This is a genomic window from Stieleria sedimenti (genome assembly GCF_025060895.1).
Taxonomy (GTDB): Bacteria; Planctomycetota; Planctomycetia; order Pirellulales; family Pirellulaceae; genus Stieleria; species Stieleria sedimenti.
In genome coordinates, this window is record NZ_JANZKV010000096.1 from 1 (window position 1) to 13,758 (window position 13,758).

The 13,758-nt window shown below is 59.7% G+C and carries 12 protein-coding genes; 4 read left to right on the forward strand and 8 right to left on the reverse strand.

All coding sequences use genetic code 11. The features are described from left to right. Positions 1-95 precede the first annotated feature (95 nt). Positions 96-1,499 (reverse strand): tetratricopeptide repeat-containing glycosyltransferase family protein, encoded by a 1,404-nt coding sequence (locus NZK35_RS13680; protein WP_259633097.1) that lies wholly within the window; start codon positions 1,497-1,499, stop codon positions 96-98. Positions 1,500-1,704: 205 nt separating this feature from the next. Beyond that, a complete protein-coding gene (locus NZK35_RS13685; RefSeq protein ID WP_259633098.1) occupies positions 1,705-3,267 on the reverse strand; it encodes a sigma-70 family RNA polymerase sigma factor in 1,563 nt (520 codons plus the stop codon). A gap of 903 nt (positions 3,268-4,170) precedes the next feature. On the opposite strand from NZK35_RS13685, the gene NZK35_RS13690 reads away from it, so the two are divergent. Next, the gene (locus NZK35_RS13690) at positions 4,171-4,695 is read left to right on the forward strand and encodes a hypothetical protein (protein ID WP_259633099.1); all 525 of its coding nucleotides are present in this window, start codon (positions 4,171-4,173) and stop codon (positions 4,693-4,695) included. Between the two features lie 210 nt (positions 4,696-4,905). Here NZK35_RS13690 and NZK35_RS13695 read toward each other — a convergent pair whose 3' ends face one another. From NZK35_RS13695 to NZK35_RS13710, 4 genes are all read right to left on the reverse strand, one after another. Continuing rightward, on the reverse strand, positions 4,906-5,433 hold the full coding sequence (locus NZK35_RS13695) for a type 1 glutamine amidotransferase domain-containing protein (RefSeq protein ID WP_259633100.1): 528 nt from the start codon (positions 5,431-5,433) through the stop codon (positions 4,906-4,908). A 9-nt stretch (positions 5,434-5,442) separates the two neighbouring features. Beyond that, a complete protein-coding gene (rnhA, locus tag NZK35_RS13700) occupies positions 5,443-5,901 on the reverse strand; it encodes a ribonuclease HI (RefSeq protein WP_145391288.1) in 459 nt (152 codons plus the stop codon). Positions 5,902-6,156: 255 nt separating this feature from the next. After that, positions 6,157-8,013: a sensor histidine kinase gene (locus NZK35_RS13705; protein WP_259633101.1), complete on the reverse strand. Its 1,857-nt coding sequence runs from the start codon at positions 8,011-8,013 to the stop codon at positions 6,157-6,159. A 355-nt stretch (positions 8,014-8,368) separates the two neighbouring features. Further along, a complete protein-coding gene (locus NZK35_RS13710; protein WP_259633102.1) occupies positions 8,369-8,677 on the reverse strand; it encodes a hypothetical protein in 309 nt (102 codons plus the stop codon). A 202-nt stretch (positions 8,678-8,879) separates the two neighbouring features. On the opposite strand from NZK35_RS13710, the gene NZK35_RS13715 reads away from it, so the two are divergent. Next, a complete protein-coding gene (locus NZK35_RS13715; protein ID WP_259633103.1) occupies positions 8,880-9,920 on the forward strand; it encodes an SHD1 domain-containing protein in 1,041 nt (346 codons plus the stop codon). 103 nt (positions 9,921-10,023) lie between these two features. Next, complete coding sequence (locus tag NZK35_RS13720) at positions 10,024-10,545, forward strand: GrpB family protein (RefSeq protein ID WP_259633104.1); 522 nt, start codon at positions 10,024-10,026, stop codon at positions 10,543-10,545. Between the two features lie 32 nt (positions 10,546-10,577). Here NZK35_RS13720 and yaaA read toward each other — a convergent pair whose 3' ends face one another. Further along, positions 10,578-11,345 (reverse strand): peroxide stress protein YaaA, encoded by a 768-nt coding sequence (gene yaaA, locus NZK35_RS13725; RefSeq protein ID WP_259633105.1) that lies wholly within the window; start codon positions 11,343-11,345, stop codon positions 10,578-10,580. 150 nt (positions 11,346-11,495) lie between these two features. On the opposite strand from yaaA, the gene NZK35_RS13730 reads away from it, so the two are divergent. Continuing rightward, on the forward strand, positions 11,496-12,278 hold the full coding sequence (locus NZK35_RS13730) for a class I SAM-dependent methyltransferase (protein WP_259633106.1): 783 nt from the start codon (positions 11,496-11,498) through the stop codon (positions 12,276-12,278). A gap of 275 nt (positions 12,279-12,553) precedes the next feature. On the opposite strand, the gene NZK35_RS13735 is transcribed toward NZK35_RS13730, so the two are convergent. Further along, entirely contained in the window at positions 12,554-13,528 is a 975-nt protein-coding gene (locus tag NZK35_RS13735) for an MDR/zinc-dependent alcohol dehydrogenase-like family protein (RefSeq protein WP_259633107.1), read from the reverse strand. Between the last annotated feature and the right edge of the window lie 230 nt (positions 13,529-13,758).

The following is a 13,758-nucleotide window of genomic DNA, read 5'->3' on the forward strand; positions in this document are numbered from 1 at the left end:
GGGCTTAAATCGACAGGCTGTCGCGCTTGCGGTGCAGGAATCGCAAGCTGGAAGCTTACGCCACTTTCTTAGACCATCGGCATGCACAGCATACCCTACGGCTCATCCGACATCAGGGATTGATGGGCTTGCCCAACGACATCGTTCCAGTGGCCCATTTCACGTTGTCGCACCAACCGCATGTTGGGGTACCATTCGGTGCGGTCTCCGTCACGCAACCAGCGCCAATCGGGGACCCGGCCCAGCATCACCGTCGCCGGGACCCCCAGGGCGCCGGCCAGGTGCGCGACCGAGGTGTCGGTGGTGATGACGTGATCCAGGTTCTTCATGACGGCCGCGGTGTCGGTGAACGCGCCGCCACTGGTGTCGGTGTCGTCGGGCAATCGGTCGATGGCGTCGCCGAAATCGACTTGATCGAGTTGCTCGCTGCCGAAACCAAATTGCAAACTGATCAGGTTTAAATTTTTATCTTCGGCGAGTGGTCGAAACGTTTCCAACGGGATGCTTCGGTAGACATCGGCATGATGTTTCGGATTGCCTTGCCAAGCGATCCCAATGCGTTTTCGATGGTCCTTGCCCATCGCGTTTTTTTCCATCCAGCGATCCCAGTAGCTGACCAACGGATCGGAGACATTCAGGTAACCGCTGAGGTCGTCCCGTTCGGCAAACTTTTTGGCGGCATACGGCAAGCTGCCTGTCGCCTGGTACCAGCTATCGACGGCATCGATAAAGGACGCCTGAAAATCCACCGGCGGCAATTGGCTTCCCACCGGCAGCAGCGTCTGCACGCCTCGCACGGAAGTAAACAGTGGGATCATTTGCGGGTCGGTCTGCACGACGACGCGAGCCCCTTCGGCCGCCAACACACTGGCCATGCGGATGAAATGCATCTCGTCTCCGCGACCTTGTTCGGGATACAGCAAGATCGAACGCCCTGAGATCGGCTCCCCTTTCCACAGCGGCGCGCGCGATCCAGTACGGCGCAATCCGCCCATCTTCCATCGCCAACGGTATTCCGGCCAGCCACGATCGAAGTCGCCCAGCAGCAGATAGATCACGCCCAGGTTGCGATGCAGCTCGGGATCATCGGGTGCGATTTGCAGCCCCTTTTCATACCACCGAAGTCCCCGCTCGATTTCGCCGGACCAGATCCAAAGCGTGCCACGATTTTTGTAGACCGACAGGTACTCCGGATCCTGCGACAACGCCTTGTCGAAACAGGCATCACTCTCCTGGACGTCGCCGGTCATCCGAAGCGAGTTGCCGAGGTTGTTCCATGCGATCGGGAACTCGTCTTTGAGAGCGAGCGCGGTGCGATAGGCCATGATCGAGTCGCTGTAGCGCCGCTGGTCAAACAGCGCGATACCGAGATAGACATGCGCTTCGGGATTGCGCGGCGCCTGCTTGATGACGTGCTGATACAAACGCAGCGCATCATCGATCTTGCCGGCTTGATGAACTTTCCAGCCCTGCGAGAGGACCTCGGCGACGGTCGGCATTGAAATCAGCTGTCCGGGAGAGAAGAGCGTGAGAGGCTGGTGGGGTCGAATCCAAAAAAAAGGGCGGCGATTTTTCAATCGTCGCCCTGATTTTCGGGATGGCTAAGTGGCGTAAGCTTCCAGCTTGCGTTTCGTAAGCTTCCAGCTTGCGTTCGCACGCTGACGGCAAGCAGGCTGCTTGCCCCACGGCATACGCCGGATGCGGCTAATCGAGAAACCCGACCAGGTCCTGGCTGCGGCTGGGTTGCTGCAACTTGCGAACCGCCTTGGCTTCGATCTGACGGATCCGCTCGCGGGTCACCTTGAAAATGTGCCCGACCTCTTCCAGCGTGTAGCTGTACCCGTCACCGAGTCCATAGCGGAGCTTGATGATTTCGCGTTCGCGGTAGGAGAGTGATTTGAGCACATTGGTGATTCGGTCGCGGAGCATCTCTTGCGTGGCACCGATCTGGGGGCTTTCAGCGGTTCCGTCGGGCAGCAGGTCACCGAACTGGCTGTCTTCGCTGTTGCCGACCGGACGGTCGAGCGAGATCGGGAAGCGGCTCATGGTGAGCACTCGGCGCGCCTCTTCCACCGTCACGTCAGCGCGACGTGCCGTTTCTTCGATCGTGGGCTCACGACCGAGCTCCTGCAGCAATTGCCGAGCGACGTTGCGAACGCGGCTCATCGTTTCGACCATGTGAACCGGAATCCGAATGGTTCGGCTCTGGTCGGCGACGGCACGGGTGATCGCTTGTCGAATCCACCACGTCGCGTAGGTACAGAACTTGAACCCACGGCGGTATTCGAATTTATCGACTGCCCGCATCAAGCCGGCGTTGCCTTCTTGGATCAGATCCAAGAACGACAGACCGCGGTTGCGATATTTTTTGGCGATCGAGACGACCAGCCGGAGGTTCCCTTCGCTCAACTCCCGTTTGGCCTGCTGATACTCGGCGTAGACCATTTTCAGCATGCGGACACGATTGCGAAGCGAGGTCGGCGTTTCCTGGCACGCGGTCAGGATCTGGCGACGTTCGTGAAGCAGGGCATCACGGGTTTCACGGCCGTGCTTGGTCCGCCGTTGATCGCGGACCAGCGAATCGATTTCGGAGATTCGGCGACTAAATTTGTCGAGCAGATCGATCCGAGTCTCGATCCGCTGGGTTCGCAGCCCCAGCTCTTCGATCAACCGGACGGCTCGACGTCGACGACGCGCCAGGGCACGCCAAGCTTCGGCACGACGTCGCTTGGAAGCGCTCTTGCTGAGCGCGACTTTCCAGTCGTGCTTGTTCCGTTTGAGCAACGTTTGCAGCGTCAGCAGGTTGTGCGGCAGCCGTCCGATGATCTGCTCTTTTTCGAGCCGATCGGTCACCGAAACCTGAACGGTTCGGTCGAAGGGCAATTGGCCGCGATAAACCTTCTTCAGCGTCTTGTAGGCTTCAACGAGCACATAGTGGTTTTCGAGCAACTTGGTGCGGAAGCGGCGACGGGTCTCTTCGATCCGTTTGGCCAACTCAATTTCTTGACGCCGGGTCAGCAAGGGAATTTCACCCATCTGGGTCAAGTACATCCGCACCGGGTCGTCGGACCAGGTTTCCGCCTCTTCGACGGCTAACAACTCGTCGGGACTGTCCAACTGGACTTCGCCTTCGGCCACTTGCGAAGGCGAGCCCACGCCACCATCCTCCTCGTTCTCATCAACAGGAAGTTTGCGAAAGCCACCGGTTACCGCCTCGGCGGAATGTGCGGCGACGTCTTCAAATTCGTCCAAAAGGGTGTCGAACAAAACTAAAACTCCAAGAGGAACAGTGCAGGATATCTGTAATGAATAATGATCGGTGTGTCGGTTCGGCGTAGGGGGTTTTGGTGAAATTCACCAAACCATTTACTCCAGTTCAACGGGCGGGTTGATCGTGACCAACCCACATCGCCGGGAACCATGGCGAGAACGGTGTCTGATTCAAATTCGCTGGTGAAACTCTACCACCCCCCTTACGTTTCCCTGGCGGCCGCGGCTAATTGGAAAAACTTTCCAGTTGTCCCAGTTGGCCGTGATTGGTTGACTTTGCCGGGAGCGAGAAGGCGCGCTCGCGCTGCTCCCATTTCTCCTCTCCCGTGCAAATTTTTCCCCAAGTATGCCCCCTGTCCCTACTCCGCGACGGTGAACGACGTTTCACAGCGTCCCAAATCGAACCATCAGATTTGTGCCCGCGTACAATTACTGACCTGTACCTACTCGTGCCTACTTGCACTTGCGTCGTCTCTTGCCGCGACCGACCGGAACCGTTCCGATGCTCCAACGGTGAGAGTGAACGCCAAGGATTGTGCCGACAGATGGAGATTCGTTTCTGGAATACGTGCAACCGTTGCTCGTAATGGACTTCGACCTTCGCCTTCCTGGCCGTTCCCGACGTGTTCACGCCACCAAGGTGAATCGCAAATCCGAATCCATCGGATTGCTCGCACGAACAAAGTAGTTCGTTATTAGACCGCGGGTCATCGGGGATGTCCGACAGGCGTCGTGATTGCAATGCTGGACGAGTGACGAATCATTTCGTACTGCGACCGACAATCAGTTCGGTGTGGGAGCGGCGTGTATTGTGGCGTGATCGAGGACGTCTAAGATTTTAGTCTGGTCGCCAGTCGGGTCCACCCGCAACAACTTCAAAACTTCTTCATATTTTAGCCGATGCACTTGCTATCTTGCCCAAATTGCCACGCTGAACTGACAGTCACCCCTGCACAGGCGGGGGACAGCACGCAATGCCCCCACTGTCACGCAGATGTCGCAATTCCGAAACTGGGTGAGTTGCGGGAATTGCCGCAAGTCGAGGACGACCGAGACCGGCCGACCGCGAAGGCACCTTCGGGCGGTAGCACGATCGCTTTCCTCCTGCTCGGTCTGGTTGCCGTCGCGCTGCTGTTGGGGGCGGGATACACCACTGTTCGCTGGGCAATGATCGAGACGACCACCACGACGGAATCGCACCTGGCCGAGATCGAAGAAAGCTATGCGCGTGTCGAGCCCGCTTCGGTGGTCCTGGATTTCGAAGACATGGAAGTTCGCTCGCTCGATATGGTGTCACCGTACACCTACCACGCGGTTGTCACCGAGAAGGCCAGATGGGGGTGGAACGCGGTGATCACGGCCGGTCTGGCGGTGGTTTGCGGGATCGGCGCGTTCGGCGCTGCGTCGCTTGGTCGCAAGGACTGATTCCGTCCGTCCGCTCCATGCGGACACTTGGGCAGCGGCCCGCCGCAAGCCCGCTCGCGGGCTGTCGCTGTGATGGGATTCGTCGATCCAATGGTGAGCCGCTGGCCGTAAGGCCACGGGCAGCGCCAGGAGGCCCGGCCGCTCACGCGTCGCGGCTCACTAAATCGACAGGCCGCTCGCGCCGCAGCGCGAACAGCCTACGCTGATTTATCAGCTGCAGAGCTTGATCAATTCGCGGCAGAAATCCGGCAGATCATCCGGCCGTCGGCTGGTCACGTGGTTTTGATCGACGACCACGGCGGCGTCTTGGTAATTTGCACCGGCGTTGATCAGGTCGTCTTTGATCCCCGGTGATCCGGTCACGTGGATGCCTCGGTAGACACCGGCGGAGATCGGGATCCAGCCGCCGTGACAGATCGCGGCGATCGGTTTCTTGGCATCGTTGAAGGCCCGGACTAAATCGAGCACGACGGGATCACGCCGCAATTTGTCGGGCATGAATCCGCCGGGAACGACCAACGCGTCGAAGGTCGCTTCGTCCAGCTCGTCGATCCGGGCGTCGGAGACGCAGGGGTAGCCATTCTTGCCGGCGTAACAACGCCCCGCCTCCGGGCCGGCGACGGTGACCGACGCACCGGCTTCGATCAAACGCAGTTTCGGATACCACAGTTCCAGGTCCTCGTAGATGTCTCCGACCAGGATCAGGACGTTCTTGTCCGCCAACGGAGTGTCGCTCATCAGAATCACCTACTTTTTGACCAGATAGCGTTGATACGCGGCGACGGCCAACTGGTCACAGCGTTCGTTTTCCAGATGGCCGGAATGGCCTTTCACGTGTTCGAACTTGATCTGGTGTTTCTGCATCAACCGATCCAGTTCCTGCCACTGCTCGACGTTCTTGACGGGGACGAGTTTTGAGCCGTCTTTCCGTTTCCAGCCGCGACTCTTCCATCCCTTCATCCAGCTTTGCATTCCCTGCAGCACGTAACTGCTGTCGGCATACAAGGTGACTTCGCAGGGTTCCTTCAAAGCCTTGAGCCCTTCGATCACCGCCTGCAGTTCCATCTTGTTGTTGGTGGTCTGGGGATCACCGGCGGCGCGTTCGAGTTCCTTGTCGGTTTTGCCGCACCGCAAGATAAACGCCCAGCCACCCGGTCCGGGGTTTCCGCTGCATGCGCCGTCGGTATAGAGCTGGACTGGTTTCATCGCGAGAGAGTCTTTCGGTGATCGCCGCTGCTGTCAACGGGGAACGCAGTCGAAGAGCCGGGAGGATGCAGGAGCAGGTTGGTACTGGCGTTAGACTAACGCCATCGACTTTGGCACTGAAGGCGTGATCGGAACGGCGCGAGCCGTCCGATTTCAGCTTGAAAGACCGGAGGGCTCGCGCCCTACCGCTATCAAAAAAGCACTTCGCATGGCAAGTCGATCGGCCGCGTCGGTACATCCACCGCTCCGGCGGCGTTACTTGGCGACCATGTCGCCGGTCACGTCGCCGACGGTGCCCTTGGTCGGTGCGGGCAATCCGCGCGGCTGCGAGAGTTCAGCGGCCAATTGAATCGTCTCGTCGCTCAATCGCCACGGCAATTCGACCCAAAACGTGCTGCCGCGTCCGAGCTCACTTTCAAAACCGACTTCGCCGCCGAGCAGTTTCGCCAGTTCCTTGACGATCGAAAGCCCTAAGCCGGTGCCGGCGAATTCACGGGTCAGCCCTTCGCCGTCGAGCACTTTCCGGCTCTGTCGAAACTTTTGAAAAATCACCGATTGATCCTCTTCGGCGATCCCCACGCCGGTGTCGATGATCAACAGACGGAACCGTCCGGTCGAGATGCCGCCGGACAGATCGACCACGCGGACGGTCACCATGCCACCTTCGGGCGTAAATTTGATCGCGTTGGAAAGCAGGTTGTTGACGATTTGACCGAGCTTGTTGGGATCCTGAAACGCGGTCGGCAGATCGTCGGGGACGTCGACGGTCAACGAGATGTCTTTTTCCTCCGACAGCGATCCGATCATGTCGCACTGGGCGGTCACCAGGCGGCCGAGGTCGAATTCGTTCCGCCGGACCTCCATTTTCCCCGCTTCGACCTTGGCCAGATCCAGGATGTCGTTGATCATTTCCAAGAGCAGACGTCCGCTCTTTTGAATGTTCTGCGCGTAACGCCGCTGTTTGTCGGTCAGCGAGTCGATTCCTTGTAAGACATCGGAGAATCCGATGATGCTGTTGAGCGGTGTGCGCAGCTCGTGACTCATGTTTGCCATGAAGTCGCTTTTGACGCGGTTGGCTTCGTAGAGTTGCCAGTTCAGTTGGGCGAGCTGATCGACGCGACCATCCAGTTCCGCGTTGATGATCTTTTCTTTTTCCTGGCTTTCCAACATCCCCCGCAACATTCGATTGAAGGCGTCGGCGAGCTCGCGAAACTCGTCCTCCGATTCGATCACCGCACGCTGCGTCACGTCACCATGGGTGATCGAATCGCTGACGTCGCGCAAATGATACAACGGTTCGAGCACCAGGTAGCGGATCAAGGCGTGCAGCATGTACAGCGTCGCCGCGACGATGAACAAGGCCAAGGCGACGACGATCGAGCTGATCCAGGTGGTTTGGTTTTCCGTGTCCTTGTAGGGCATGCTGACGCGGATCACTCGGAACGGCGCCAAACCGGCTTGTTCGGTGGGAGTGCCCGACGTGGCCAACGCCGCCTTTTCGCCTTCGGGAGTGTGGCAGGTGATGCAGGTCAGTTTCGGAAAGACGGGGCGATAGTAAATGTAGCGGCCGTCGACCGGTCCGAGCTGCTGGTGCACCGGCAGCGTGCCGAGCCCGATCATGCTCATCGATTCATTTTCGCCCAAGTCGATCGACTCGGAGATATCGGGTTGCTGCTGGGCGATGCGACGGGCCAGTTGGCTGCGAAATTGAGGCTCGAGGGTCCGCAGGCGTTTCAGCTCGGCGGGGTCCTCCGGCGGCGAGATCGGGGGCAGATTGGTGTACGCCACTCGGTCTTCGAGCCCCAGAATCTCGAATTCGATGTCCTTGGCGAGCATCTCTGCCCGCAGACCGGCGAGAATCGGTTGGTTGGCCGCGATCGCTTCGGGGCTGCTGGTCTGGGCCCATTTGGCGTCGCTGTGCAACAGCATCAGCTCGGCATCGGCCAGGTCTTGGGCCCGCTGCTGTGTCGTCCGCTGGACCAATCGGTTGCCGAGCGTCTGCACGACCAAGAACGCACCGCACATCAGCAGCGTGAAGGCCGACCCAAAGAAGAGCAGGCACTTTCGCTCCAGGCTCATCGACGAAAACAGTCCTTGAACCAGGCGAAACATGATAAGTTTGAATCGTTTGGAGAGGGCGAATCGGGTGAGATTGGAAAGTCACGACGCCGGAAGTATTACAGCACCGGCCCCCACCTTCGTTCTACAGTGCTTGGTTTTATCGCCTATGCTGAGGCTGCCGACAGACCGATTGCGATGTTCTCGTGCTGGCAGAACAAGAGCAATTTGCCCAGTTTATCTGCTTGTGACGCGATTTTGGGCGAATTAGCATGGTCGGTTCTCACATTCGCCGATTTCGGCGACGCCTTTACCGCTTTCCGAATCTTCCCACACATCCGCGTGTCTCGTGCGGCACATCGGCCGCTCAGGAGCCCAAAACCATGAATCGAAAGGTCCGAAACGTATTTCAGTGGACCCTGGTCGTCTGCTTGACCGTGATGCTCGGCATCGGCCCTGCATCGGCCGGCGGCTTACTCAAACGCCTCCGCGGAAACTCGTCTGATTCATGCGCAGAGGTTTGCTGCCCGGAACCGGCTTGTGTTTCCCAGCCGATCTGTCCCGCGCCCGTGGTCACTTGCTGCGATCCGACCCCGGTGGTTTGCTGCGATCCCGTCCCGGCATGTGAAACGATTCCCTGCTCGCCGGTCGTGTCCGTCGATTGCTGTGGAAGTGCCGTCGCGCCCGCGGCCCACGAAACCGCACCGATGAGCACCACCCCAGGCGATTCAGCTACCGTCGAGGCACCACCGGCTCCAGAGCCGCCAGCAGAGCCCGAGCCAGAGCCGCCAGCAGAGCCCGAGCCAGAGCCGCCAGCAGAGCCCGAGCCAGAGCCGGCTACAGAACCCGAGCCGGAGCCAGAACCGGCTACAGAGCCCGAACCGCCAGCCGCCGAAGCGGAAACTAGCGAAGCGGCGACCATGCCCGCCGAAAACGCCCCCCCAGCCGCGGAACCCAACCCGTTTGACCAGGCCCCGACGACCGAGCCCGAGCCACCGGCCACCGAACCGGCAGCCGAAGAACCCGCGCCGGCCGACGGCGGACTTGATGATCTGTTCGGTGACGCGCCCGCGACGGAAGCGCCCGCCGACGCCGCACCGGCCGCCGAAGAACCGATGGACGACCTGTTCGGCGATCCGGCTCCCGCCGACGCTGCACCGGCAACCGAAGAACCTGCACCGGCCGACGGCGGACTCGACGACCTGTTCGGTGACGCGCCCGCTGCGGAAGCCCCCGCCGACGCCGCACCGGCCGCCGAAGAACCGATGGACGACCTGTTCGGCGATCCGGCACCGGCCGACGCTGCTCCGGCAACCGAAACGCCCGCACCGGCCGACGGCGGACTCGACGACCTGTTCGGTGACGCGCCCGCTGCGGAAGCCCCCGCCGACGCCGCACCGGCGACCGAAGAACCGATGGACGACTTGTTCGGCGATCCGGCACCGGCCGACGCTGCACCGGCGACCGAAGCACCCGCACCGGCCGATGGCGGACTGGACGACCTGTTCGGCGACACGCCCGAACCAGCAGCCGACGCTTCGGACGCATCGTCGGCCACCGAGTCCCTGGACGATCTGTTCGGCGATCCGGGCGACGGCGAGAACGCACCGGCAACCGAAGAGAAGCCCGCCGATGACGCAGCGGACAATCTGGACGACCTGTTTGGAAAAACGCCCGCGGCCGAGGGTTCGCTGAGTGTTCAAGTCGTCTCGGTCGCACCCGCCGTCGCGATCAACCCGCTGGACGAGACCCATGTGCGAACGTGGATCGACAACACGGGCAAGTATCAGGTCGAAGGCCGCTTGATCGAAATCAACACCGACAACGTGCGATTGCTCAAGTCCAACGGCCGAACCTGCACGGTCCCCGCCGGACGACTGTGCCCGGCCGATGAGTCGTACGTCGATTCGATCCGCGATGAAGTCAAGCAGTCGCGATTGCCCTTGCTGAGCAGCAAGTAGCGTCCGAACTTGACATCAGGAAACGATACAGCGAGCCTATCGCATCCGCGATGGGCTCGTTTTTTTGTTGACCGCCATTTCGGCCTGTTGATTGAAGCCCGCCATGACCGACACCGTCCGATTGATGCATTACGACCCGCGCTGGCGGCAGGAGTTCGAGCAAACGCGAAGCGGGATCTTGCACAGTTGCCTCGGTTGGGTGATCGACGTTCAACACATCGGCAGCACCGCGATCGGTGGCATGATCGCCCGCCCGGTCCTGGATGTGGTTGCGGCGGTCCGCGATGACAATGATTCCCAGCAAGCGATCGCCGAATCATCAGACATGATCGAGGGGCTGAATTTCAGACGCGTCGGCACACCAATGTGGGCCGCCGAAGCGATTGTGTTCTGCAAGCCACGTAGCGGGGAAGAAACCCATCGCGTGTTTTTGACCTATTTAGATAGTCCGTTTTATCGCAGTTCGATCGCCGTCCGCGATGCGTTACGTTCCGATCGGGAACTCTCGCTGAGGTTCGAGGAAACCAAAGTCACCCGCTGGCGACGGGGAGCCGGCGAGCCGCAAAAATACGCCGATGACAAATCGGTTTTCTTTGCGCATCTGATCGAGCACCACGGGGGCTGAATCATATCGGGTGGGTCAAAGAGGCGTACGTCTTACCCGCGCAAGAACACCGGCGCGGTTTCGCTGGACGATTCGGAGTCGTAGCGATAACCGTCTTCGGCAAACTTCACCAGCTTGGCCGGCGTTTTGACTTTGTTTCGAATCACCCAGGAGGCCATCGTCCCGCGCGCCTTTTTGGCAAAGTAGCTGATCACGCGAGACTTGCCGTTACTCTGCTCTTTGAACACCGGTGCAACGATCTCGGCCTGGACGCTCTTTTTCTGAATGCTCCGGAAGTATTCGTTCGACGCCAGATTCAACAGGTACCGCGAGTCGGTTGCGTCGAGTTGCTCGTTGATCGATTGCGTGATTCGCGTTCCCCAAAACGCATACAGATCCTTGCCACGACGGGTCTTTAGTGCCGTGCCCATCTCCAACCGATACGCCAACATGGAATCGAGTGGCCGCAGCACGCCATAAAGTCCGGAAAGGATTCGCAGATGATCCTGCGCGTACAGCAGTTGTTTTTCCGTCATCTGGTCGGCCTGAAGCCCGAGATAGACGTCTCCCTTGAACGCCAAAACTGCCGGCCGAGACGCCTCTTCGGGCATCGGAAGCTGCCAGTCCTGATAGCGTCCATGATTCAGTTCGGCCAGATTCTCGCTCACGCCCATCAGCGTCTGGATCTGCTTGGGGGTTTTCTTCTTGAGCAAGTCGACCAGCTTTTCGCTCTCGGCGAGCCACTCGGGAGTGGTCCGTGCCGGGACCTTCGGTCGGGATTCATAGTCCAGTGTCTTGGCCGGCGAAAGAACGATCAGCATGATATCGATGGGAAGCGGTGTGGACGGGGGGATCGTGATGTGATGTGAAACGGTGTGGTCGACCGCAGTGGTAGACGGGGGATTGTAGAACGAGTAAAAGCCTTGCCAATCACCGAAGCGTTTTCGTCCTCCTCCGTCAAGTGACACGCCGTGCAAGAACTGAACGAATCCATCTACGACCACCCGAAGTATTACGATCTGGTCTTCGGGGCCGATTGTGCCGCGGAGACCAAGTTCATTCTGGGTTGTGCGGAGCAGTATTCGAGCCGACCGGCGAAACGATTTTTCGAGCCGGCGTGCGGGACCGGGCGGTTGCTGTACTCCCTCGCCCGCCGCGGTCACGACGTCGACGGCTTGGATTTGAACCCCAAAGCGATCGAGTTCTGCAACGCCAGGTTTGAGCGTCACGGGATGCCTTATCGCGCCTTTGTGGCCGACATGTCGGACTTTCGGCTGCGAAAAAAAACGGATGTCGCGTTCAACACCATTAACAGCTTTCGCCACCTGCCGACCGAAGCGGCCGCACGCGGGCACTTCAATTCGATGGCCGATGCGGTCCGCGTCGGGGGACTCTACCTGCTGGGCGTGCACCTGACTCCGACCAAAGCGATACCGAGTGAAGGGGAATCGTGGTCGGCTCGTCGAGGTCACCTGACGGTCAACACGCACATGTGGACCAATTCACGCGACCCCAAACGACGCGTCGAACGGTTCGGCATTCGGTTTGATATCCATCGTCCATCGGGCTCGGTGCGGATCGTCGATGAACTGGTGCTGCGCAGCTACACGATGCGTCAGATGAAGGCGTTGATCGATCACAGTGGTTTGTGGGAGATCGTCGAAACGTTTGACTTTGGCTATGACCTGTCGGACCCGATCACGGTCGATGCGGCGAGTGAAGATGTCGTCTATGTGCTCCGCCGCCGGCGTTGAGCCGACAGGATGACAACGCGTTTCCGCCCGGCTCCAAGGACTCGCTCGCAATCAAACGACCTTGTTAGCGGAACGGCACGAGCGGGCTGTCGATTTCGTCGACGTTCCGAAATCTAAACGATGATCCCAGCCCGAACGCGTTAGCGAGGGGCGCCGCGTGACCCTTTGCTCACGCATGCGGACCTCAATCGACAGCCCACGAGCCGTCCGGGTCCGCTTGAAAACACCTTGAATGGCCGCAGGGCTCGCGCCCTGCCGCTACAAAGCGACGAGTCCTAAGGCGATTGGGAACCGACGTCAAAGACGACCTTGAACGAATTCGGATTGACGGCCGACGCGAACGCGGGTTTGACCTGATCCAGCGTGTATCGATCGGTGATCAAACCGTCCACGTCGACTTGGCCGCCGGCCAGCGCATTGAGCGCTTTTGCAAACGGACCGCAGCGTGAACCGACGACGCAAATTTCGTCGATCACCAGCGCAGCGAGTGAAAGTTGATGCGGATCGGCGACGGTCGTCTTGAGCACCACCGTCCCGCGTGGCCGGACCAGGTGCATGGCCATCGGCAACCCGCTCGTCGATCCGCTGCAATCGACCACCACGTCGAATTTGTGATGGGGAAGCTCCGCGGGATCGGTCGACGGGACTTGAACCACTTCGTATCCACGATGTCCGAAACGCAGCAGTTTGACACCGTGTTTGCCGAACACGGTGATGCGGTCGGCAACGGATGAAAGTACTTGGGCCGACAGATAGCCCAATCGACCGTCACCCAAGATCGCGATCTGGTCGGAGGACGTGATCGCAACCTGTTCCAAGATCTCAAAGGCGGCGGCGAGCGGTTCGGTAAAGAGCGCCTGGTCGTCGGTCACGTTTTCGGGAACCACATGTAAATTGTGCCCCGGAATCGCGACGATTTCGGCGAACGCGCCGTCGTGACGATCGATCCCGATCACCGTCCGCTTGGGACAGTGTGTCGGTCGCCCGGCCCGGCAGGTCGGGCAGACCCGGCAATTGCAATTGATCTCGCCGACCACTCGGTGTCCCGCATGAACTCCCGTCTTCGCGATGCCGACAAATTCATGCCCCAAGATCCCACGGAACCCCATGTAACCGTGAGCGAGTTGCAGATCAGTTTCGCAAATTCCCGCCTGGAGAACCTGCACCAGCACTTCACCCTCGGCCGGCGTCGGTGCGGGGTGCGAACTCTGGTAGTGAAGACCGCCTGGGTCCAGGATGATCGCTTCCATGGGGCTCTTTCCGAATCTCAGCTTTGGATCTCGATTTCAATCGGCGCACAACATGCCCCCGAGTTTACCCGCGACCACCTTCGCAACAGGTTTCACAAATCGAGTGGCAACGGGAACACTGCAATTTACCGCGAATCTCGATCAGCGTTTTGCCACGACAGACCGGACAGACGCCGTGTCCACTGGCGCCGCAGGTGGCATCGGCTGAACTCGTCGACGTGACGTTTCTC

Bases quoted from the DNA above. Each gene is read 5' to 3' on its own strand.
- rnhA (WP_145391288.1), bottom strand. From the start codon at position 5,901: ATGAAACCAGTCCAGCTCTATACCGACGGCGCATGCAGCGGAAACCCC.
- NZK35_RS13735 (WP_259633107.1), bottom strand. From the start codon at position 13,528: ATGGAAGCGATCATCCTGGACCCAGGCGGTCTTCACTACCAGAGTTCG.
- NZK35_RS13680 (WP_259633097.1), bottom strand. From the start codon at position 1,499: ATGCCGACCGTCGCCGAGGTCCTCTCGCAGGGCTGGAAAGTTCATCAA.
- NZK35_RS13705 (WP_259633101.1), bottom strand. From the start codon at position 8,013: ATGTTTCGCCTGGTTCAAGGACTGTTTTCGTCGATGAGCCTGGAGCGA.
- NZK35_RS13715 (WP_259633103.1), top strand. From the start codon at position 8,880: ATGCCCGCCGAAAACGCCCCCCCAGCCGCGGAACCCAACCCGTTTGAC.
- NZK35_RS13690 (WP_259633099.1), top strand. From the start codon at position 4,171: ATGCACTTGCTATCTTGCCCAAATTGCCACGCTGAACTGACAGTCACC.
- yaaA (WP_259633105.1), bottom strand. From the start codon at position 11,345: ATGCTGATCGTTCTTTCGCCGGCCAAGACACTGGACTATGAATCCCGA.
- NZK35_RS13720 (WP_259633104.1), top strand. From the start codon at position 10,024: ATGACCGACACCGTCCGATTGATGCATTACGACCCGCGCTGGCGGCAG.
- NZK35_RS13695 (WP_259633100.1), bottom strand. From the start codon at position 5,433: ATGAGCGACACTCCGTTGGCGGACAAGAACGTCCTGATCCTGGTCGGA.